The 24161-nt window shown below is 38.4% G+C and carries 17 protein-coding genes and 1 tRNA gene; 4 read left to right on the plus strand and 14 right to left on the minus strand.

Annotated elements, in window-relative coordinates:
* Positions 1–261: 261 nt before the first annotated feature.
* The 9 genes from QNJ66_RS21395 to QNJ66_RS21435 all read right to left on the minus strand — a co-directional run bounded on the left by QNJ66_RS21395 (position 262) and on the right by QNJ66_RS21435 (position 9963).
* Positions 262–546, minus strand: coding sequence for a DUF4090 family protein (locus QNJ66_RS21395; protein WP_300510584.1), 285 nt, complete (start codon positions 544–546; stop codon positions 262–264).
* Positions 547–707: 161 nt separating this feature from the next.
* Positions 708–1172 carry a glutathione peroxidase gene (locus QNJ66_RS21400; RefSeq protein ID WP_300510586.1) on the minus strand — a complete coding sequence of 155 codons (465 nt, stop codon included), beginning with the start codon at positions 1170–1172 and terminating at the stop codon, positions 708–710.
* A gap of 90 nt (positions 1173–1262) precedes the next feature.
* The gene (locus QNJ66_RS21405; RefSeq protein WP_300510587.1) at positions 1263–2039 is read right to left on the minus strand and encodes a polyprenol monophosphomannose synthase; all 777 of its coding nucleotides are present in this window, start codon (positions 2037–2039) and stop codon (positions 1263–1265) included.
* A 91-nt stretch (positions 2040–2130) separates the two neighbouring features.
* A complete protein-coding gene (locus QNJ66_RS21410) occupies positions 2131–3669 on the minus strand; it encodes a GAF domain-containing sensor histidine kinase (RefSeq protein ID WP_300510653.1) in 1539 nt (512 codons plus the stop codon).
* 280 nt (positions 3670–3949) lie between these two features.
* Positions 3950–4981 (minus strand): DUF1611 domain-containing protein, encoded by a 1032-nt coding sequence (locus QNJ66_RS21415; protein WP_300510588.1) that lies wholly within the window; start codon positions 4979–4981, stop codon positions 3950–3952.
* Between the two features lie 456 nt (positions 4982–5437).
* Positions 5438–7006 (minus strand): B12-binding domain-containing radical SAM protein, encoded by a 1569-nt coding sequence (locus QNJ66_RS21420; protein WP_300510590.1) that lies wholly within the window; start codon positions 7004–7006, stop codon positions 5438–5440.
* 53 nt (positions 7007–7059) lie between these two features.
* Positions 7060–7371, minus strand: a complete 312-nt coding sequence (locus tag QNJ66_RS26280) for a DUF4351 domain-containing protein (protein ID WP_366146307.1) — start codon at positions 7369–7371, stop codon at positions 7060–7062.
* Positions 7372–7416: 45 nt separating this feature from the next.
* Positions 7417–9081, minus strand: a complete 1665-nt coding sequence (gene mutL, locus QNJ66_RS21430; protein ID WP_300510592.1) for a DNA mismatch repair endonuclease MutL — start codon at positions 9079–9081, stop codon at positions 7417–7419.
* Between the two features lie 141 nt (positions 9082–9222).
* Positions 9223–9963 (minus strand): response regulator transcription factor, encoded by a 741-nt coding sequence (locus QNJ66_RS21435; RefSeq protein WP_300510594.1) that lies wholly within the window; start codon positions 9961–9963, stop codon positions 9223–9225.
* A 401-nt stretch (positions 9964–10364) separates the two neighbouring features.
* On the opposite strand from QNJ66_RS21435, the gene QNJ66_RS21440 reads away from it, so the two are divergent.
* Both QNJ66_RS21440 and QNJ66_RS21445 read left to right on the plus strand, forming a co-directional pair.
* Positions 10365–12440, plus strand: a complete 2076-nt coding sequence (locus QNJ66_RS21440) for a DICT sensory domain-containing protein (protein WP_300510596.1) — start codon at positions 10365–10367, stop codon at positions 12438–12440.
* Positions 12441–12485: 45 nt separating this feature from the next.
* Positions 12486–12566: transfer RNA gene (locus QNJ66_RS21445), tRNA-Leu, on the plus strand.
* Between the two features lie 111 nt (positions 12567–12677).
* Here the strand turns inward: QNJ66_RS21445 and QNJ66_RS21450 are convergent.
* From QNJ66_RS21450 to QNJ66_RS21460, 3 genes are all read right to left on the minus strand, one after another.
* Complete coding sequence (locus QNJ66_RS21450; protein ID WP_300510598.1) at positions 12678–13118, minus strand: hypothetical protein; 441 nt, start codon at positions 13116–13118, stop codon at positions 12678–12680.
* Between the two features lie 157 nt (positions 13119–13275).
* A complete protein-coding gene (locus QNJ66_RS21455) occupies positions 13276–15471 on the minus strand; it encodes a bifunctional serine/threonine-protein kinase/ABC transporter substrate-binding protein (RefSeq protein ID WP_300510599.1) in 2196 nt (731 codons plus the stop codon).
* Positions 15472–15540: 69 nt separating this feature from the next.
* Positions 15541–16641 (minus strand): serine/threonine-protein kinase, encoded by a 1101-nt coding sequence (locus tag QNJ66_RS21460; RefSeq protein ID WP_300510600.1) that lies wholly within the window; start codon positions 16639–16641, stop codon positions 15541–15543.
* A 688-nt stretch (positions 16642–17329) separates the two neighbouring features.
* Here QNJ66_RS21460 and QNJ66_RS21465 point away from each other — a divergent pair.
* Positions 17330–22867, plus strand: coding sequence for a cadherin domain-containing protein (locus QNJ66_RS21465; RefSeq protein WP_300510601.1), 5538 nt, complete (start codon positions 17330–17332; stop codon positions 22865–22867).
* Positions 22868–22947: 80 nt separating this feature from the next.
* Here QNJ66_RS21465 and QNJ66_RS21470 read toward each other — a convergent pair whose 3' ends face one another.
* Complete coding sequence (locus QNJ66_RS21470) at positions 22948–23154, minus strand: hypothetical protein (protein WP_300510603.1); 207 nt, start codon at positions 23152–23154, stop codon at positions 22948–22950.
* Positions 23151–23333, minus strand: a complete 183-nt coding sequence (locus QNJ66_RS21475; RefSeq protein ID WP_300510605.1) for a hypothetical protein — start codon at positions 23331–23333, stop codon at positions 23151–23153. The genes QNJ66_RS21470 and QNJ66_RS21475 overlap by 4 nt, the downstream gene beginning before the upstream one ends.
* Before the next feature lie 69 nt (positions 23334–23402).
* Here QNJ66_RS21475 and QNJ66_RS21480 point away from each other — a divergent pair, with 69 nt between their 5' ends.
* Positions 23403–24041: a PEP-CTERM sorting domain-containing protein gene (locus QNJ66_RS21480; RefSeq protein ID WP_300510607.1), complete on the plus strand. Its 639-nt coding sequence runs from the start codon at positions 23403–23405 to the stop codon at positions 24039–24041.
* Positions 24042–24161 lie beyond the last annotated feature (120 nt).

Here is a 24161-nt window from a genome sequence, read left to right on the forward strand (position 1 = left end):
CCGACCTCTGGGTTGTTAATGGCAACATTGATAATCTAAGTTGTCTCGTTGAACAAGGAATCTCTAGTAGTGATACGGAGAGAATCCCCCACTATATTGCTACACAAGCGCGGAGCAATTAGTGGTGGGAGTATGTCAAGACACCATATTGCAACAGACTTATACTCTGCGACATTAATTCCCTCTGGTACAACATATTTTTATGTCCCACTAAATTGACTTAATGGAGCAATTACTACATAATCACCTAATCTATTCTGATTATTTTCCACCATAATAAAAAGCAATCTCTTTATCTTTAAGTGGAGGAAACTCTGCGGAGATTAGACGTTGATTAAGTTCTTCAAGAGAAAGATGTTTAGCCCCAATTCTAACAATTCGAGAACGCATAGTATTAGTGACACCACTACGTTTGCGTTGCCCTTCTAATGCCATAACTTCCTGGTATAGATTTAATTTTTCAGGTGGTATGGGTGTTCCGTCCAAATCAATTCCTTGAGCAATTGCCTTATCAACTGCATCAGCACCAGTGTTAGAAGATTCCATAAAAAACTCACAAATTATCTGTCAAAACTGACTTAAACTATATCACGAATTAGCTCAATTATTATCAACAATTATCACGGCTTGGTCTTAAGCAGGGAATCAGGAAGAAGAGATATTTATCAAAAAATTCTAACTCCTGATTCCTCCATTATATTTACTTCTTAACCTAATGCTTTCTCAATAGCAGTTTCAAGTTGGGCATCATCAGGAGGAGTAGTTGGTTCAAAACGTTCTACCACTTCACCATCACGACCCACTAAAAACTTACCAAAGTTCCAGCCAATATCTTCACCATCCTTAACTAAGAACTGGTAAAGGGGGCTACGGTTAGACCCATTCACATCTTGTTTTTCCAGTAAAGTAAATTCAACATTATAGTTGCTACTGGCAAACTCTTTAATTTCAGCAGGGGTTCCCGGTTCTTGTTCACCAAACTGATTACAAGGAACAGCAACTACCTTAAATCCACGTTCACCATATTTTTTGTCCAGTTGTACCAAACCAGAATATTGAGGGGTTAAACCACATTTACTGGCAACATTAACAAAAAGAATCACTTTGTTTTCTAATTCGCCGGCAGGAAGTGGGTTTCCCTCAAGTGTGACAAGATTAGTTGGTAAGGGCATAATCGTTAAATAGGTATAAAAGAAAACATCGTTCTTTATTATCCTTCTTTTGTGACCCTTAAACAATAATTATTATCAGATAATCGATAATTAACTGTCTCGCTTTAACCAGAGCATAACAATAGTAGAAACATATTTACGACCTTTACTCAAATAATCCCATAAATTAATGCCCGTTTTACTTTCTCCAGAAGTACGAGGCACACAAATATAAGGTAATTCTTTCATCTGATAATCGAGTCTAGCAGCCCGACATAATAAATCAATACAATATTCCCCATAATCTCCTTTGAGGCGAATTTTTTGTAAAACTTCCGACCGTGCAGCAACAAAGCCACTTGTATAGTCATGAACTTTGCGACCCAACAATAACATAGCAAAGTTATTAATAATCCAACTTAACATCCGTGCCATCAAACCATGAGCAACATCAGTTCCCCCTTTGACCCAACGGGAACCCACTGCAACGTCAGTCTCTCCTTGTCTAATGGCTTCGACCAATTTTGGCACATCTTCAGGGGGCATAGATAAATCGCAATCCATCCAAGTGACAATCTTGGCATTATAGGTCTGTATTGCTTCATCAATCCCTCGTTGAATGGCAGAGGTTAAGCCCTTTTCTTCCAGGCGACGGACTAAAGCAATACCGGACTTAATTTCCTTCTCCCCAGGAGCATAAGGTGCGGATGCAGCCATGTCTGCTACAATCTTCCAGGTTTTATCTGGGGAATCATCATCAATCACCAAGACGAGATAAGGGGGAGAGACACTAGCCATCAGACGTTCAATTAAGTCGGTGATATTACCACTTTCGTTAAAGGTGGGTAAAACGGTGCAAACCAGGGCATTATCGTCAACCTTAGACATGGGCGTAGTTTTAGAGAAGGGTATCTTAACATTATTCAAGACACAAAGTATTTTAGCTTAGAATGGGCAACCCGACTCTGATTTAACCATCTTAATAAGTTGAAGTTTCTGTGTCTGTGCCAATTTTAGGCAACATTAAAACATAACGATAGCCGGCTTCTGGGGAACCTTGAACCACAATTTTACCCCCATGATCTTCAATGAGATGACAACTTAAGAGTAAACCCAATAATTCTTGAGGGTTTTGAGAAGATCGTTCCTTTTGTTCTTCTGCATAGAGTAATGTTTCCAGGTAAGAAGTGCGCAAGATATAGTCATCTGCTGTTGCCGTAACTGTTTGATTCGTTTCAAGAGAATTGACAGAATGATGGGAGTGGGTTAATTTGTTCTGATTCAATAAGGGATGAACATTGACTTGGGGTAAACCATCTCCCAACCAAGGATGAGATAACCAAACCGCGATATTCACAGTTTTACTACGACGAGAGATATGAATACGGACTTCTCCTCCTACTTCTCCCGACTCGAGAATACTCATGACCAGGTAATACAAGCTTTGGCGGACAATTTCTTTATCTAACAGCCATATCCGTTTTCCAGGTTCAACGGAGAGGCGTAACTTTTGTTGTTTTTGATTGACCAGTTCAGCTAAACTGTTAATAGTGTTTTGCGCCAGCATTTCGATGTTGACGGGGTTTAATTGTAGTTCACGATCATTCTTGTAGGAAATTCCTAAATTTAGAATCCCCTTGACCAAAGAATTCATCTGTTGACCGCTATCGTGGATGATTTTTAAATATTCTTTTTGTTTGAGGTTCAAAGAACCAAATACTTCACCCTGTAAAACGCTCGCCATACCAATCACAGAGGTTAAGGGAGTACGAAATTCCCCGGTCAACTGCCGTAATAATTGCAGTTTAATGGTATTGATGGACGATGCAGATCCTGATGATGAACTAGACCGAGAACTCTCAGGGGCAGAAAAGTTAGAGGTCATCAGGTTTAAGCATTGATCCTCCTGGAGAGATTGAGTTTTCAGTAGATGATTGCGTTCAAATTCCCGTAAACACCAACGGGCAGTTATAGAGAGAAATTCTACATCTCTGGCACTAAATTGACGGGGAATTAAATCCATCACTGCTAAGGCTCCCAAACATTGCCCTTCTGCTGTGATTAAAGGAGTGCCTAAAAAGGCTCGAACCCCGTAATCTTGTACAAGAGAACTGCTGGCAAAAATCTGGTCTTGTAAAGTGTCATAAATAACTAAGGGTTGTTGACTATCGACAACGTAGGTACTCAAGGCTTCTTGACGCGCAATTTTGCGTGTTGAGGCTAAATTGTTCATCAGCCCTAATCTTGATAGTCCTACGGCTGATTTGAGGCAAAACTGATCTTGAACCATTACGCCTAACAGACAGATGGGAGTTTCTATGAAACGGGCTGCAGTTTGGGTTGCCTCATCAAAAATGGGAATGGTTTCGGTATCTAAGAGTCGTAATTGTTTTAATATATTGGCTCTTTTTTGTTCTCGAACGGCTGGACTCAATCCATCTAAACGACAAAAAAGACGATTAGTTGGGTTGAACATAGGATGAATATTTACCCCTAAATTTACTGCTTGCACTTGCATCACAAAATCCCACTGACTTGAGGTTTAGAGAAATTACAAATAACCGAGTTTATAGGTAAATTAGTGGTTTACCCTTGGTGGTATCTACACGGATATCACCTCTTCTCTAGTTAATTTGCTAATTCTAAAGTTCCCAAAAATTTCCCTTTCTGAACATAAAGCTCAAATTTTTCTCTAATCTTCTATTTAATTGGTGATATTACCTAAAATCTTGCTGAAAATAGAATGGGAACATCAAAGCGATCGTTCCTACCTCAGAATGACATGATCCAAAAAACCACTAGAAAATATAATCCAACAAATAATCCCCCCCAAATCTGACCACATCGGTAGAGGGAAGTCCGGTGGTTTCTTGAGTGGTTTCTATGGCTTTTTTGGCTTCTTTTTCTTCTAGATGAAAGGTATTGAGGGCGATCGCTTTGACTTTAACGGGATCGGTTGCACCGCCAACCTTAGCTACTTGTTCGTATAATTCGATCACCTCTGGTAGAGGGGGAATAGCAACCTGGGGGGCGTTATGGATCTGGGTTTGTCCCACACGATGTACTAAAATTAAATCTGTGGGTTGGCTACCTCTGATCAAAGGTAAGGTGGCTGTTGAGCCTGGATGGAGCAAAGATCCTTGACCTTCTATCCAAAGAATATCATAGTTTTCTGCTGCTTCTAAGACCATTTTTTCCACTGCCCCGGCAGCAAAATCAACTCTAATCGCATCTAGGGGAATACCCTCTCCTGCGATCATAATTCCTCCTTGTCCAGTGCCGAGGAATTTTGATTTTAGACCCCGTTTTTGAGCGGCCTCATGACATTCTAAACAGGTGGACATTTTCCCGACAATCATATCGGTACCAACTGTTAAAATTCGTCTACAACTGAGAGATTGCGCTTTAGCTAGGGCGATCGCTAACCCAGTTGGTTCTTGGCGTATATCCCAGATCCATTGTTGCGGTTGTAATCTATCAAAATAGGGTGCTAAAGGTGTATGTAACCCATTGACAACGGATAAACCGGCTTTAATTCCTTGTTTAATTTCTTCTAATAGGCGATCGGATAAAATACCCCCAGAAGGGGCAATACCGATTAATAAGACATCTGGTTTGTAGGCTAAGGCTGTTTGTAAGTCGGCAACTATAGGGATATCTTTGGCCATACCTGCTACTTTTTCTAAGGATTGTCCGGCGGTTTGAGCATCGATAATGGCAGCGATGGCAGCTTGTCCGTAGCGTATATAAGCTAATCCTGTTTTTCCATGACTCCCTTTCACTCCTTCATCAAGTAGAATCGCAACACGATGATTTGCCGTCAGATGCACAGTTAGTTACTCCTTACACAAAACAAATTTTAAGATAGAAATTTTTTATTTTCTACTAATTATTTCTCTGAGTTTATTATATTCTTCCTTTCTCGAAATTTAGCCAAATATTAAGGCTTTTTTAATCAATGTTTCATTTCTCTATTTGATTTTACTTTTTTTCAACTAAATCCCTCTAGATACTTTATACTAAGTCTTGCTGTCAAACCAATCTTATCTTTTAGAAGAGGCAGGAGGCAGGGGGCAGGGGGCAGGAGGCAGGAGGGTTTTCAAGTTTTCAGCTATCAATTTCAACAGGGGGTATCTAAATCGTATTTGGTATTATCCATTAGGGAATTTCCCCTCTGTACCAACTATATCAGCCTCGGTAGGTAGGATTTATAGGGGTATTCCCATAATGATTAAAGAGTCCAAGAAATCTTTTATAAAAAAGATTTCTTAATTTTGATACTGTTGTTAAGCGTTGACTTTTTGGCGAATTTGTTGTTTTTCTCTGGTTAAAAATTCTTGTAACTGTTGTTCAATTTCATTGCGAACAATTTGACGATATTCTATAAAATGTTCGTTGTGAGCGCAGACAGTTAAATAATGTTCCCAAACAGGAGTATTATGTTTAAGAATACCAAAGAAATGATGCCAAAATTTCCAACGGGTTTTCCGTTTAAACCCTTGTCGCCAAACAACAATAGCTAAAGCTCGTAAATCAACCCAACTGGGAAACTTAAAAGGGGCATGACATTTAGGCGCACCTAACTTTAAGAAACAACGATAAGTTCGGTCTAAGAAAATTTCTGCATCGTATAATGTCCAAAAAGCTTCTATATATTCTCGAGCAATATCTTCAATAGGACGAGTGGGAACAAAGTTCATTAAGGTACTTTGATTGATATCTAGTTTACTATTATCAACTCTTAGTCTTCCTTCTTTTTCTAAACGATGCCATAAGGCCGTATGGGGGAGTGCTTGTAACATTCCAAACATAGCTGTAGGAATGGCAGCATTTTCTACAAAGCTAATAATACGGGAAGCAGCCCCAATTTTTTCTCCATCAAAACCAATAATAAACCCGGCCATAGGACGCAAACCAGCACGAATTAAAGTATCAATGGTATCAGTTAAAGAATCACGGGTATTTTGGAACTTTTTAGTTAGTTTTAAACTATCTTCATCGGGGGTTTCAATGCCTAAAAATACAGCATCAAAATTAGATTCTACCATCAACTCCATCAACTCAGCATCTTGAGCGAGATCAACCGATGCTTCGGTATTAAAACGGAAGGGATATTGATGTTCTTTTTGCCAAACTTTTAATTCTTTGAGTAATAATTTAACGTTGCGTTTATTGCCAATAAAATTATCATCTACCATAAACACACCCCGTCGCCATCCTAACTCATAAAGATAGTCCAACTCTTTCAGTAGTTGTGCAGGGGTTTTGGTGCGTGGTTTACGTCCATACAAAACAATAATGTCGCAAAATTCACATTGAAACGGACATCCCCTAGAAAACTGCACGGACATGGAGTCATAAGCGTCTAACTCTAATAAGTCGTACCGAGGAATAGGAGTTAGGGTAACATCTGGTTTTTCTTGGGTGCGGATAGTTGCTTGGGTTTCTCCTCGCTGCAACGCTTCAACAAACATAGGGAGAGTGATTTCTCCTTCATCTAAAACTAGAAAGTCTGCCCCGGCCTCTCGTACTTCTGAGGGGACTGAGGTAGCGTAGGGACCCCCTACAACAACACATTTACCCCGTCTTTTCGCTTCTTTTATTTGCGCGATTAAATCTGGTTTTTGGACAATCATGGCCGAAAAAAGCACCATTTCGGCCCACTCCCATTCTGCTTCCGTTACCTCTCTAATATTGCGATCGCAGAGTTTAAATTCCCAGGTTTGCGGTAAAATTCCAGCAACGGTAATTAGACCCAAAGGTGGTAATAAAACTTTACGATTGACTAACTCCAAGCTTTTGTCATAGGACCAAAAGGTTGGCGGAAATACTGGATAAATAAGTAATACTCGCACGTCCTAGCACCCCACAAAAATTATTTTCGTCTTCAATATAACATTCTCAAAGATTAATTTTCCCCGTTGTCTCCTTTTAACCAATTTTCTAAGTCAGCCATATTGTTAAAATCAAGTAGTGCTTCACCAAGGTTTTCTAATTGTTCTAAAGACAAATTTTCAACGCTTTGATGGACTTCTGGGGATAATTCTCCTACTCGTTTGGTTAGTTGGCGGAAAATAAGCGATCGTGCTTCTACTTCTTTTCTTTCTTGCTCAATCTCTCGATAAACTCGTGTCTCCTGAATTGTATTCCTAACATTTCTTCTACCTCTAAAAAATGGATAATGGATAATTATTAATTGTCGAAAGAGTTTATAAAAAATTTATTCTCGACGCATAAAAAAAGTTAGCCAATTCAACAATAAAACTTATATTCCATGACTTTTCCCAATAACCCAATGACGACGAAAAAAGCGAGACAAAGAAGATTCTTCTAAAGATAAATAGATAGGTCTTCCGTGGGGACAAGTGCGAGGATTACGGGTTTTTTTCCAATTATCTAAAAGTTCTTGCATTTGGTTCATTTCTAATACTATGCCGTTACGAATGGCACTGCGACAAGCAACGGCTACCTGTGCGCTTTCTAAGTCTCCTCCTAGACTTAATTCTATCAAAGCATCTGTACAATCTTCTCGATTTTCTAATAATCTAGGAACATTCCTCACTGCCCAAGTATTGTCCCCAAATGGTTCAATTTCTAAACCAATTCTTTCTAATTGTTCCACTTGTTTAAGAGATAATTGGGTTAAAATAATGGCTTGTTGTACAGGAATTAATTGCCATTTGTCTTGTAACTGTTCATATAAAATTCTTTCGTGGGCAATATGTTGTTCTACTAACCATAAACCTTGAGAATGTTCGGCTACAATGTAAGTTTTATTGACTTGCCCTACCGCTCGCAATTTCATTAATTCTAACTCACTAGCAGTTGAAGGACTAACTTGATAACTTCCCTTATTTTCTGACGCTTTCAACAACTTTTTAACACGCTGATTTTGTTCTCCTGTAGTAATAGTGATAGGAGATAATTTTAAAGCCTTTTCTATAATTTCTGTAACTTTTTCTTGCCAAAATTCCAAAGACTGTAAATAAATTTCTGTTTTAGCCGGATGACGATTCCAATCAATTTCTGAGGGTGGTATCATAAGGTGGCAAAAGGCAACAGGAAAACGTCCTTTGGGTAAAGTTCGACTCAATGCCCCCAATATAGTTTGTTCTAATTGAGGCGATCGCACTACACGGCCATTAACTGCTATTTTTAACCAGTCCAAACGACCTCGTGAAGTGCGATCAGGCAATCCCAAAACCATCTCTATCTTAGCCTCTTCATTGTTAGGAGTTACTAAAGTATCACAGAGAAACTGTAAATCATGAAAATGGACTCGCTTCAATAATTGAGGTAAAATGTGTTGCGAGGTTTTTCCCGTACTGATACTCAACCAAAGTTTATGATTGTGGTGAACTTGCCAAGTAATTTGGGGATGAGACAGGGCTAGATTCTCAATTATTCCCTGTATCGCTTTTAATTGCTGCGAGAAGGTTGGTAAACCTTGACGACGGACAGGAATAGACCCGAACAGGTTAGAAGCTGTCACAATGGTTCCTGGTGCCATTGGGGCGGTTGATTTTTGGATAACTTCCCCTTGCTGATTATACTCAACCAACCATCCGTTACTATCATCCGTAGCATGACAACTCTGAATGCTCAATTGACCGACTTGAGCAATACTAAATAAAGCTTCTCCGCGAAACCCTAAACTGGTAATTTTCCAGAGATCATCTAAATCAAAAATTTTGCTGGTATGATGTGCCTGAGCGCAATGACGTAAGTTTTCCAGTGACATTCCCCTCCCATTATCAGTCACCATCACTTGCCAAAGTTCAGGGAACACTGAAATGGTTAAACGGGTAGCTTGTGCGTCAATGGCATTTTCAACCAATTCACGAACTACAGCAGCTAAGGAGTCAATTACCTCTCCGGCTGCGATTAAATTAACAATCTCAGGGGAAAGAAGTTGAATGGGGGGCGACATAAAGGGAAAATATGATTCCTCGGATTTATGATCTTACTGCATTGTCCACTTTTTTCCAGTGAACCAATGTTTGAGATGTCCCCCCACTTCCACATCATTCAGGGATTGTGTCACAAAGAAATCCCTATGTTTCGGAACCATTTACACTACTGCCGCATCGGTAGATAAAGGCATCTGTTCAGAACTGGGTAACTCTAAACAGTAACCTGCTCCGTAAACAGTTTTGATATAGCAAGGATGTCTGGGGTCTGGTTCGAGTTTTGTCCGTAAATGACGAATATGGACACGAATAGTCTCAATATCGTCATCAGGATCATATCCCCACACTTCCTTAAGAATTTCGCTGGGAGAAACAGTTTGACCGTGACGTTGTAATAAGCAGTGTAGCAACTCAAATTCTAGGTGAGTTAACTTAACGGTATCTTCAAACCAGATAGCTTCAAAACGCTCAGGAATTAAGGTCAATGGACCATAATTTAGTATTTCTGAATGTTTAGCCGCTTGGGGAATGCGATCGGTTCGTCTTAATAAAGCCCGGACTCTAGCCAGCATTTCTGCTAACTCAAAAGGTTTGGTCAAATAATCATCCGCACCAGCATTAAATCCTTCTACTTTATCTTGGGTTTGACCCAAAGCTGATAACATCAACACGGGAATATCCGCAGTACGCTCATCCCGGCGAAGTCTTTGGCAAACGGTAAAACCGTCCACTTTGGGCAACATTAAATCAAGCATGATTAAATCAGGCTGTAATTGAACGGCTAACGCCTGTCCTTTAATGCCGTCTGGTGCTTGCTTGATGTCATAACCGGCCATCTCTAGATTGGTGGCAATCAGGTCTCTGATGGCATCATCATCTTCAATTACTAGTATTCGAGGCATTGCAACAAATGATAACTAAATGTAAAGGTTAACTAAGAAGTATGTTCAGATCATAATGAATCCTGTACCGATTATAAGCGTGTTTTCTAAAATCGTTCTTAAATTGTTAAATTTCCCAGATAAAACCCTGTAGTTAATGCTTATTCGTTAAGAAGTGTTAAGAAAAAATATTGTTCACAGCTATACCATTTTTATCGACTTAGACTAAGTACCTAGACAAAAATAAAGGTTACAAGAGATTACATGAAAACCCTAGAAAAGCCGTCCTTTTAGGACGGGGCTTTAAACCCAAATTTTCGGTAAGTTTTATACCTAGCGGTTGGTAAATCCTCTAATTCCATTTAAGATAGAATGACAAGAAGAGTCGGATTTTGCTAGGATACTCTGGACCTAATCATTAGATGAGCAAATCAAAATCGGTTTTAACACGACTACTGCAAATTTTTCCTCAATGGCGGCCTCAAATGTATTTTAAGGCTTCCTTAACGGCCTTATCTCATGCTATGGAAGATCAAGTATTAGCAGGATTAGAAGAGCCGTTGGTTATCGCTAGTTTTCAACGAGAAAGGTTTTATCGTCAAGAGGCTCAGCGATATAGAAGAATCGCCCAAAAAAGCGATCAGGTTTATGTGCTGGCTGCCCCTGAAACTGAGTTTAAAAACTGTTCCCTAGATTATGAAACTATTGCTTTTGACTCGGACGATACCTTGACCGAAGAATGGCATTTAATTGTTCTGGGAGCTAGTTATGCTAGTTGTTTAATTTGTCAAGAAAAAATTGTCTCCAAAAATCAAGGGATGACAGGAGGGATTGATAATAATCGTCGTTTTGAAGGGATCTGGACTTTTGACCGCCAAGTAACACAACAGGCTGCTCATATCCTCTTAAACACCATTGTTGAATATCGTCCAGAGCTACAAGAAAAGGCAGAATTTGCTCGTCAACAATATTTACCCCCTGATATCGTAACCCAAACTGTTGCCCAACCTAACAATATTGATAACACCACTTGGGATGTTACAAGCAATAATCCTGACCCCTTTGTACAACGGTTAGTGACTTATCTTCAAGCGGGTCAATATAAGCTGATTAAAGCGAATCGTTCTTTAGGGGACAAGGAACACAAAGAACGTTTAATTAACTCAGTTACCACTGCTATTCGTTTATCCCTCGATCCCGACGAAATTTTGCAAATCGCGGTACAAAAGTTAGGGGAGGGTTTGGGAGTCTGTCGTTGTTTAGTGTATCGTTGCAAGGAAACAGATACCACAGCCACTATTGAACACGAATTTCTTAATCAAGGAATTGCTTCAATTAAAGGACAAACTTGGCCCCTCAAACATAATCCTCTATTCCAAGAGGTGGTTGAATTACGAGATGCTTTAACTATTGATAACGCTATCCATGATCCTCGCTTAAGCCGTGAGCAAGAGGAAGGAAAATTATCAGGAAAATCTTTACAGATATTAGTCAATAGTTGTTCAATTTTATCCTGGATGTTAGTGCCGATTTTTTATCGAGGACGACTCTTAGGGATGTTAGAATTGCATCATTGTGGGCCTAAACCTGTGACTTGGAAGGAGGAAGATGTAGGGTTGGTTAATGCGATCGCCACGCAAATTGGGGTAGCTTTGATTCAAGCGGAAGCCTATGCTAATCTTCAGGATCTCAATGAACAATTAGAAGCTCTTGATCGCACTCGTTCTAATTTAGTTGCGATTACTGGCCACGAGTTAAGAACTCCTTTATCTACTATTCAAGTCTGTTTAGAAAGTTTAGCTTCAGAACCAGATATGTCCCCGGAGTTGCGTCAAGTGATGCTCAACACCGCCTTACAAGATGCAGAAAGAATGCGAAAACTGGTGCAAGATTTCTTAACACTCTCACAGTTGGAAAGTGGGCGAGTGGAATGGAACATTGAACCCTTAGATTTACACGAATGTGTGGATTTGTCCTTAAGTAATGTACGGGCCCGTCACCGAGAAACACCATTGCCTAAAATTGAAAATAGGGTCAAGGATGAATTACCGTTAGTTAAAGCTGATGGGGAGTGGTTAGTGGAAGTTTTGGCGAAGTTATTGGATAACGCTTGTAAATTTACCAGCACAGAAGGCAAAATTACCATAGAAGTCAGTTGTAATAGTCCTTACCATTTAGAGGTCACTGTAAGCGATACAGGGAGAGGAATTGAACCGAAACGCCTAGAAACTGTCTTTGACCGTTTTTACCAGGAAGAAGGGGCATTACGTCGCAGTACAGGGGGAACTGGTTTAGGGTTGGCTATCTGTCGTCAAATTGTTCGAGGTTGGGGTGGAAAAATTTGGGCAGAGTCTCAAGGGAAAGATCATGGTAGTCAATTTCATTTTACTGTTCCTATTTATGCTGACCAAATGTCAACGGAACCCCCTAAACCAACTGTGACCCGTTCTCGTCAATCAAGGACAAAGACCAAAGGAAAAAGCAAAAAAATATCTTGAAACTAATCAACAAATATGTTATGATAATAAGTCGGACAACAAAATGCGGACGTGGCGGAATTGGTAGACGCGCTAGATTTAGGTTCTAGTGTCTTTGGCGTGAGAGTTCGAGTCTCTCCGTCCGCATTAAAAAGGAAAATTAACAATAAATCTTTTCAGGTGGGCAAGTTTTGTCAACTTGATGATAAGTTTCTTGTTTGCCCACGCTACTATATTGAGACTAATACTATAGAAATGTTAGTACAGATAAACTGCACCGGTTTGTTGTAAATTAACGGAACGATGTCCTAAAAAACTGGGCTGATCTTTGATGACTGAAACATTGACAATATTATTATCTTCATCCATTTCTACTGTGTAACGTAGATTAAATTCACTGGTATCATTAACCAAGGGATAAATAACAATATTAGCAGAACTACCGAACCCTTTTAAATTTCCAGTTTGTTTTGGTTCTAACTTTTGAGGGTTCATTGCTTCGAGATCGGTTAAGTCATATTCTATGGGAATATCTGTGTTATTAATAATATTAACTTCTACAATTCTTTTGGTATCAAATCTAGCTACGGGTTGCCAGTAACCGGGTTGATAAGTCTCGGCAGGTGGAGCTTGCGCTTGAACCAAAGAAATAGGATAAACCCCTAATGTTAATAAAAGAATAAGTGATAATGATTTCATGAAGTTATGGATTTAAAGTAATGGTTTATGGTCTACGTTATCAGGTAATTGTATTGATTGAATTATCTATGGTCAGTTTTTCTAACTGTCCATTTATACAAAAACACGACTTAACATTCTTTCACTACATGGGAATCACTCCCCAAAGACTTAATCTTCAATTCTCATTATATAACTTAGCGTAGCATAAACCAGTCTTTGGATATTGGCGACCTTGACACTTTTCTTTATCATCAGTAATTTCAACTAAATCTGGTTCTCTATCTATTTTTTGACCTGAATCGTCAAAAAATCGTAATAGTTTACCAGAAGTTTGGCAATTTTCATTGGACAGATTAACTTCTTTAATTTTTTGATGAATAGAACCTCGATTAATGTTTTTCCCCTCAAGAGCCTTAATAGCATGAACAAATGCTTGAAGAGCATCATAAGTAGTAGCTGTTCGCCAACTAATAGGTCCCCACTTTTTACCCAGACCACAAGAGTTCGGGGAATAAGCCCAAGGCGCACTTATAATAATTCCCTTGGCTGCTTCCCCTGCGTTAGCTATTACTATACCCTGATAAAGAGTATCTCCGCCCAAAATGGGCAATTTGTAAGAAGAGCTATTACGTTTAATCAAGTCGATAGCCCAGTCAATATTATCGAATTCTGGAAGGAGGATCATTGCTCCTACATTCTTATTTTTTAGCTGTTCATATTCATCCCTTTTTGTTTTCACATCAATGGGAATAACCTCATCCTTTTCTAAAAATTTTATTAAATCATCCTTCAGTAAACTACTATAAGATGAGCTACCTTTTTCGCTACTATAAAAAATAGCAACCTTTTTGCTTTTATCTTTTTTAAGAAGTTCCTTTACTTTATTCGCTATTTTTTTAGCTGTATTGAGATCAGAACTATTTGTTCTATGAAAATTAAAACTATCTTTTCCTAGCGTTGTTGCTGAAGCGGTTGGCGTAATCATAACTAGCTTTTTATATTTTTCAATTACGTCTAAGACTTTTTTATTATTACTGGATGAACCTACTACAATAACACCCATAATACTCGTATCATTAGCAATCTCCTTGGCAAGATATTCGGCCTTGTTGTCGTCATTGTCATAATTGACTATGACGATTTGTATTAATTCACTATTGTTAGACGGTAACAATTTTTCTTGAGAGTCTGCTATTCCTCTAAGACTTTCTAAAGAATAGCTTATTATTTCATTTTGACTACATTCTTCAGTACCTTGTCCAGGAATCATAACAGCAATACGAATAATCTTTATTTTCCTTTTTTTTCTTTTTAATTCTGCTTTCTCATTCTGCCTAATAATCTCTTGCTCTGGATTGATTTTGTTTTCGCATTTAGTCAAGAATTGGTTGGCAAAATTGTCAACATTGGCAAGTTCAGTATTTTCTTCTATTGGTTTAGAGATAGTAGATTGGAATAATCTAACATAGCCAAAAGCCCCAATACAAATACCAATACTTATGCCAAAACAAAAAGGGAGAATTGATGAACGCTTAAATATGTTGAATATATTATTTTCTTGAATCCTTTGAAGAGCTTGTAATACTTCCGTGACTGTCTGATAGCGTTTATGCGAATCTGAGTTCACCATTTTTCTAATAACTTTTTTTAAATCTCTAGATGCCGATGATAGATGTTCCCAAGCTATTTCCCCATTGTTAGGATCGTTTAAATTTTCGGGGCATCTCCCAATTAGTGATTGAATTCCAATCATTCCTACCGCATAAATATCACTACAAAAATTTATTTTCCCTTCTATGTTTAATTGTTCAGGAGAAGCATAAGGATAAGTTCCAATCACTGTATTCTTTTGACCTTCAGAAATCTCCCTATTTTGACGTTCTGTAACACAACCAAAATCAATTAATACGAGTTGCTTGTTATTAGTTCTGCGAATAATATTTTCTGGTTTAATATCTCGATGAATTAAGTTATCTGAGTGAACGACTGCAAGAATTTTTAGAACTTCGCAGAGCAAATTGATTACTTCGGTTTCGGGTAGTTTATTTCCTTCTCTAAGTTCTTGCTTATTCAAATTGTTTCCCTCAATATATTCCATGATTAAATAACAATCTTTATTGTCGTCTTTAAAAAAATCTTTTTGTTGCGGAATGCACGAATTATTTTCTCCTAACTTCCTGAGAGCTTGGTCTTCTCTGGTAAATAATTCTTTTACTTTTTGAAGATAACAAGCAGAAAATATCTCACTCTTAAGTCGTTTAACTACTACTCGTTCATTATGATTATCTGTATCCTCAGCTAGATGTGTCTCTCCAAAAGCTCCAGATCCTAGTAAATCAATAATTTTATAGCGATTGTTGATTAAACACATTACACACTTCCTAAAAAATAAAAGTACATATTACAGAAACGGAAAAATAACTAAACTGAAAGAAAAACATTAGAGCAAATTTGCAAAGTCTTTGACAACTTTGGATACTGACTGATAACGCTTCTGAAAATTGAACTGTACCATTTTCTTCAAAATACCTGCAAATTTATCTGAGACAGATACTGTTTCTGGCCATAAAATCTCTCCCGTTTGAGCATTAATGTTAAAGTCGGTTGGTGGAACCCCAGTTAATGCTTGAATCCCCATAATTCCTAGAGAAAAGATGTCACTGCACTGACGAGGTATTCCATGAAGTTGTTCAGGGGCAGCATACCCTGGTGTTCCTATAAAAGTACGTTTATTGTTGGCATCAAGTTGTTTGATGGAGCCAAAATTAATTAAGACTATATCCCCATCAGGTGTTTCAATTAAATTTGATGGTTTTATATCTCTATGAATGATATTTCTTTGATGAACAAATTCGAGAATATTTAAAATAGTGCCAACTAGATTAATTACCTTATCTTCAGACCAAGGTTTGCTTATATTCTCTTCTAAAAGTTTATCACTTAAGGGGCTGCCTGGGATAAATTGATGAGCCAAAAAATATCCATTTTCATCTTCAAAATGGGCTAATAAGCCGGGGATTTGGCAATGCCAACCTAACTGATATAAAGCTCCAGTTTCCCTGTCAAAATTCCTTTTAATCCTTGGGTTTGAATTAAGTTTTAACTGCTTAATAAAACATGGTTGATTATTGAGTTGTAAATCTTCGCCAATATAAGTATTACCAAATTCGCCTCGATTCTTTAAGCTAATAATTTTAAACCGACTAGCAATGATTTGGCCAACTAAATCATGAGATGTGTAGCGTTTAACGATCGGTTCTATTAAAAAACGGAACCTCTTTTTGCAAACTTTCTCATTGTTTTCAATAAACCCAGCTTCTCTTAAAAGGTTCGTTAAATTTTCCCAAAGCTTAGGAGCCAAGTTAGTTTTTATATAACCTATAGAATACCCTAAGATTACCATATCCTCATATTTCTTCCCTTCCCAGCTATATCTTAAAATCGCTTTGTCAATCGCATCAAAGTTATCTCCTTTTTTTAAGAATAATGGATCTAAAAAACTAATTACTTGTTCAATACTCATAACTTTCGTGTCGGTCATAATTATAACGCTCCTAATGTTTAATAAGTGAATATACTATTTCTCGGTTTTTTGGCAAACCTAGACCTCAGCGATAGCGGGTCGAGATAGTTGACAGATCACTTACTTGAGTTGTGAACAAGTTCATTATGAATATCCGTAACTTTACTAAATATTATATATAAGCTCAATGAACTTTGCAAAAAACACCTGAACTTTCTGAACTTCATTGAAAAGTAAGTTAATCACAATCGAACTATAGCAATCAGGAATGATTCATGAGATATCTTTTTTCTTATCTATATAATCGAAAGTAACTGGAAAATTATTGATTATAAATCGCAATATAGTTTATATCTATCGCCATTTTCAAAAACTTGTATGAGACACTTGAAACTCAGACAAATCATTTTTCATGAAATTGCTTTAAATGTGATTGCCCTAGATTGAAGGGCTTTTAATCGATTTTACGGGGTCTGCTTACTTTAGCCAAGCTTTGAATTTAATAGCTCAACTTTATGAACTTTATAAACTTTATGAATAAAAGAAAATAAATTTCGATAGCACTTTCAAAATAGATGAACTTTCTATATTGATTATATGGTTTAAATCTTTTAATCTTGTAATGAAAAATTTATTACATACAAAAAAGGGTGAACTTTTCCCTAGTTTTCCCCCTACTTAATTAGCACAATAAAATAGGTTTATTATGGCGATTCTTTACGTAAGCTCCGGTTCGACTGGTAATGGTTCTTCATGGAATAATGCGTTTGGTACGTTACAAAGTGCGATCGCTGCTGCACAAGCAGGGGATCAAATTTGGGTTGCTGGGGGGACTTATACCCCCGGAACCGAAAGAACAGATAGTTTTGTTCTCCAAAATGATGTAGCAATTTACGGGGGTTTCGCAGGAACAGAAACCAGTTTAAATCAACGGGATATTAACAATAATGTCACCATTTTAAGTGGTGATATTGGAACCGTTGGTGATGATAGTGATAACTCCTATCATGTGGTGAGAGCAGAGGGGTCTTTTATTTCTCCCATCAGCACCAATACTCTCTTAGATGGATTTACTATTTCCGATGGTAATGCTAATGGTAGTACCGATGATGGGAATGGTGGAGGTGTTTTCCTCGACAATGCTAATCCTACCTTAAGCAATATCATTTTTACGGAGAATAACGCCACAAATGGTGGAGGTTTATACAGCGAAAATGGCAGTAACCCCATTCTCACTAATACTACTTTTGAGTTTAATACAGCTACCAATGGGGCAGCTATTTACAATGATTTAAGTAGTCCACAGATTACCAATGGTACTTTCCGTCTCAATGTTGCTAACAATAGCGGGGGTGCAATTTTTAACACCAGTAGTAGTAACCCAACTATTATAAACAGTGTTTTTAGTCGAAATTCTGCTAATACTAGCAATGGTGGTGCAGTTTTTAACAACCTTAGTAACCCCAATTTTATTAACAGCAGTTTTAGTGGAAATGTTGCCGTTACTGGTGGTGCAATTAGTAATAGCTCTAGTAGCGTTTCCCTCAACAATAGTATTCTCTGGGGGAACAATGATAGCAGTAATACTGGTGCGCAAATTGCTGGAACAGGAGTTACAGCAAACAATAGTATCATTCAAGGTGGACAATTTGGGGCCACGAATGAAGATCCTCTGTTTGTGGATGCGAAAAATGATGATTTACGCTTAAATACAGGTTCTCCTGGGTTAGATGCAGGGAATCAAAGTTTACTTCCTGCGGATAGTCAAGATATTGATGGGGATGGTAATACGACGGAGAGAATACCGTTAGATTTGTCTGGAAATAGTCGTGTTTCTGGGACTGAAATCGATTTAGGTACTTATGAAGGGGTTGCAGCTTCTCCTGCACCCGATCCTGCGGATGTTCGCATTTTCTTTGTCAGAGGTAATGCAGGAGGGGATAATGATGGAAGTTCCTGGGTAAATGCGTTTACTGATTTACAGGATGCTTTAGCAGTAGCAAGAAGTGGTGATCAAATTTGGGTAGCAGCAGGGACTTATACTCCCACGGATGGAACAGATCGCAATGCGTCTTTTGTCCTGAAAAATCATGTTGAGGTTTATGGGGGGTTTGTTGGGACAGAAACCAGCTTAAATCAACGGGATATCGTCAATAATGTCACGATTTTAAGTGGGGAAATTGGAGATACGGAAACCATTGATGATAATTCTTATACCGTTGTTAATGCTACTCGAACCACCAACACGACAGTTTTAGATGGGTTCACTATCACTGGAGGTAATGCAAGTGTTAATACCTTCAATTCTACTACAGGTATAGGTGGAGGAATGCTCATTAGTGATGGTAGTCCTACCCTTAATAACCTCATTTTTGACAATAATCGGGCAACCTATGGAGGGGGACTCTTTAATAATAGTGGAGCAAATCCCATCTTAACTAATGTTACTTTTAGGAATAATACTGCTACTGCTCAGGGTGGTGCTGTTTACAACTATTTTGCCGGTAATCCCACTTTCAATGAAGCTATCTTCACTAATAACACAGCAACAAATGAAGGTGGAGCAGTCCTTAATTACAGCAGTAATCCCACTTTCAATGATGTCACTTTTGCTAGTAACTCTGCTGCCAATGGTGGGGCAATGTATAGTCAAGTTAACAGTGATCCTATTGTAAATCAGGGGATTTTTGCTAACAATACAGTTACTGGAGACGGTGGTGCAGTTTATCAAGCGGATAATAGCTTCCAGTTTACTGATGTCACTTTTGCTCAAAATCAAGCAACTTCAGAAGGGGGTGCAATTTATCAAATAAGTGCTAATGGTTCTACCATTACAGAGGGAACATTCACCCGCAACACCGCAGTTGATGGTGGGGCAATTTACCATAATTTTAGTCAGTCTTTCTCCCTAACCAATATTACCTTTAACCTCAATTCTGCTACTACTAATGGTGGGGCAATTTATAACTTCAATACTTTGCAGAATAATTTACAACTGACTAATGCTGTTTTTAGTCGGAATAATGCGGGAAATCGAGGTGGCGCAATTTATCAGTTAGATACTTCCAATAATAATAGTAGTACGAGCGGTACAATTACTACTATTACTAATAGTAGTTTTAGTGGTAATTCAGCTGCCTCTGGTAGTGCAATTCGTAGTGATGGATTTGACAGCAGTGATCGTATTAACACGACTATTCGTAATAGCATAATTTGGGGCAATGCTGGAACAGCACTTTCTATTAATTCAAGTTCACTGGCCACTTTTAACGCAGGTGACACCAACATCATCCAAGATGGACAATTTGGAGGAGTCAATCAAGATCCTTTATTTGTCGATGCAATCAACGATGATTTACGACTTCGAGAAAACTCTCCTGCAATTGATTTAGGAAATCAAACCAATCTTCCCACAGATACCAGTGACTTAGACGGTGATGGAGATACCAGCGAAGCAACCCCCATTGACTTAGATGGTGCAACCCGTGTTGTGGGTGAGAATGTAGATGCAGGTGCTTTTGAATTTGCCACTAATGCTGCACCCGTAATTGAAGATCAAAGCTTTTCTACCGTTGAAAACATCCCTCTCAATACCATTATTGGTCAAATTGCCGTTACTGATAACAATAATGACGCTTTAACTTACACCATCACCTCTGGAAACCCCAATCTTGATGGAGATGAAACCTCCGGGTTTTCTATTGATGCTGAAGGACGATTACGGGTTGCTGATCCCGATGATCTCGACTTTGAAACCAACCCCAGTAACGCTTTAACCGTAGAAGTCAGCGATGGAGAATTAAGCGATACTGCCACCATTACCGTCAATTTAACCGACGATCCCAACGAAGGCAACCAACCCCCACAAATTACTGACCAAAGCTTTACCCTAGCGCAAGATAGCAGTAATGGAGATGCAGTGGGAACAGTCAGTGCAACCGATCCTGAAGGGGACAGCATTACCTATAGTATTACCAATGGAAACCCCAATATTGACGGAGATGGAACCTCAGCATTTACCATCAACCCAGGAACAGGTTTAATCACCGTTGCAGATACAGATGACTTCGGAACAACCACTCAATTTAACTTAGAAGTTACTGCAACGGATAATGGTGATCCTTCTCGCGCAGGAACAGGGAATATTACTGTTAATTTAGCCGCAGTTAACCTTGCACCTGTAGTTAATAACGCTAACTTCACCTTAGATGATAATCCTGCGGTTAACCAAATCGTGGGAACCGTCAGCGCAACAGATCCCAACAACGATACCCTCACCTACACTATCACCAACGGCAACCCCAACTTAGATAACGATGGAACCTCAGCTTTCAATATTGATAGTTCCGGAACCATTACCGTTATCGATCCCGATGACATCGACTTTCTGGTTAATCCTAACCTCAATCTCACCGTTACAGTCAGCGATGGTAATTTAAGCGACACTGCACAAGTTTCCATCATCGGTGAAGGAATTCCCACCGTTAACCCCATTAATAACATTAGTGTAGCCGAAAGCATCACTGCTGGTGATGTGGTCATTGCAGCAGCAGACGTTACCGCAACAGATCCCGATACTCCCGTTGAAGACTTAACCTTTGCTTTCAGTAGCGTTCCCAATGATAACAACGGAAATAACTTGTTTGCTATTGATGCAACCACTGGAGAAGTTACCATCACCCAAGCAGGGGTAGATAACCTTAATTTCACAGGACAAACCCAATTCTTTAACCTGGGAATTACAGCATCCGATGGAGTCCAGGTTTCCAGTCCGGAAACTGTGCAAGTTTTAGCCAATACTCAACCCACAACCGTCGAAATTGTCCTTTATCAAGATAATAACGGTGCATTAGGAGATGTTATTGAGTCTAACGAGGCTATTTTAGGGGATAACTTCTTTGTCGAAATCAATTTAGGGGATATTCGTACCGATGCTGCTGGGTTAGTTGCTGCTGCACTGGATTTAGGGTTTGCTGCGGATGTTGCCCAAAATATCGATGATTTCTCCAGTTTAGCCTCAATTCTTACCAATGAATTCCCCTTATTCCAAACGGGAACAGTTAACAATACCACCGGAACCATTGATAACTTAGGTGCCGGTGCATTACCTCCCGATAACGGATCTGCTATCGGGGTAAATAGTAGCGAGCGCTTTGCACTATTGCGCTTCAGTACCACAGATGATCGTGATGACTCCCAAATAGTCTTAGACTTAGATGCGTCTCAAACAGGGTATGCAGACGGGTTATTTGCCGATCCCAGTAACACTCAATTTAGTCGTACTTTAATCATTAATGATGCGCCGGAATTAGATGCGATCGCCGATACCACCCTCTCAGAAAATGCTGCAGCAGGAACCGTTGTTGTAGCAGGAAACCTAGTTATTGCCAATGATGATCAATTTGGTAACACCCCTACTTTCAGCTTAAATACCTCCCCCACAGATGGCAATGGGGACGCTTTATTTGCTATTGATGAAAATACAGGGGAAATCACCCTTACTCAAGCAGGAGTAGACACCATTGACTTTGAAAGTGGCGTTACTTCCTATAATCTCGGTGTAACGGCTTCTGATGGCTTTAAAACCTCCACTGAAGAAACCTTTACCGTCTCTATTCTTAACGAAAATGAGGCAATTATTAAAGTATTCCTGCCCAATGGAGAAGAAGCGGACGGAATAAACGATATTACTTTCACCACCGAGTTATCACGCTTCCGTACTGATGTAAATGGCGATCCTGTAGCTGATAGTGAGTTTATCCGTCCTAATTTTGCAGATACCTTCAAATTCATCGATATTTTGAACGATACGATGGGAGACGAAGATATTTTACAGATTACGGACTTTTCTATCCTAGGAAGCTTAACAGGGGTTAGCATTGACGCACCAGAAGGAGATACTTTAATTAATCCTGGGGAAACAAAACGATTCTTCTTAACTTACGCTCCAAATCAAGCAGGAGAGAGCTTTGATGAAGGTAACGGTTTAACTATTATTAGTAACGCCACCAATGACCCTAGTTTTGAGATTAATTTAGCAGGAAAATCCACATTTAATAGTGATATTTCCTACGATGGACAAGTCAATTTAACCGACTTAGGAACATTACAATCCTCTGGATTATTTGGTAGCGAAAATGGTCAAAGTAACTATGACCCCACTGCTGATATTACAGGAGACGGCAGAATTAATTTAGCAGAATTAGTTCCCTTAAATGCTGAGTTTGGTAGTTCAGTTCTTTAAGCTCGTAGCACAAGTATCTTGCTTGTAAAACAGTAGATTTTGATGGGTTAGCGATTGCTTAACCCATCCTACGAATAAAATCAATCTGAAATTTGTTTGATTTTATCTTTAAAAATAGCTTCTACTTCATCATAAGACATAGACAAAGGAGAAGGATATTTTGTGGTATTTTGCTTACGACTCATTAATAACTCCAATGCTTGACTAAAAGCATTTTCATCGTTTCTATTTTCAGACAAATAACGACGTAATTCAACATTAGTCATTTCTTCAAGAGGTTTATTCATGACTCAAACTCCCAAGTTCCATTTTCATCAATTAAAACTTCAATTCCTTCATTTATTCCTGCCACGATATAGATAGTTTTTAGTCTTCTATCATAGCGAAATAAATGAATTGATTGATAAAGATTAGAAAGTAGCTGACAAACAAATATCGCAGCATCTTTCTGTTTTTCAGTTGGCAAGATTGAAAACTCCAACAGACGAAACGTTAATTTTCTAGCCTTTCCATTATAACTTAAGAGGAGAAAACCATGACCACTCTAACCACACAATTTAATCTCAGAACCGATAATAATGGCGTTCCTGGAACTATTATTAATAGTCCCTTAGACACAGGAGATACTTTTTTTATTGAAGTATTAATGGGAGATATTCGTGATAGTGCTGTCGGAATAACTAGCAGTAATATTGCTTTTTCTTTTGATGCAAATCAAATACAAAATATTAATAACCCCTTCGATCCTACTTCTGCAAGTAGTCCTTTATTACCTTCAACTTTTCCTTTATTTAGAACAGGAATATTAGATAATTTTGATGGAACAATTACTAATTTAGGTGGAGCAGCTTTTCCTAGTGGTTTTGTAGGTTCACCAATTGGAGTTAATCAACTAGATACTTTTAGTTTATTAAATTTTCAATTAACAGGAACAGAAACATCTACCCTAACCCTTACCATTGATTTATCAGAAACAGGTTTTGCTAATGGTACATTTGCCAGTCAATCACCCAACCAAAGTCAATTTAATCAACTGATAGAAGTTAACCCATCTGTTTCCCCCACTATTCCTGAACCATCTATGAATATAGGGTTATTTTTAATAGGTTTATTAGTTTTTATGAGACATAAAAAAGAAAATTATAGCCGAACAAAAATTGATCAGAATGGATAAATTAAATATAAAAATTGGTTGACTTCCCACACTCACTCAACCGAAATATTGATACACCAAATTGAAAAGTGCTATAAGTGCGATCGGCGAACAAAATATGCGATCGCATATTTTTTGGTG

Source organism: Crocosphaera sp. (assembly GCF_030064895.1).
Taxonomy (GTDB): domain Bacteria; phylum Cyanobacteriota; class Cyanobacteriia; order Cyanobacteriales; family Microcystaceae; genus Crocosphaera.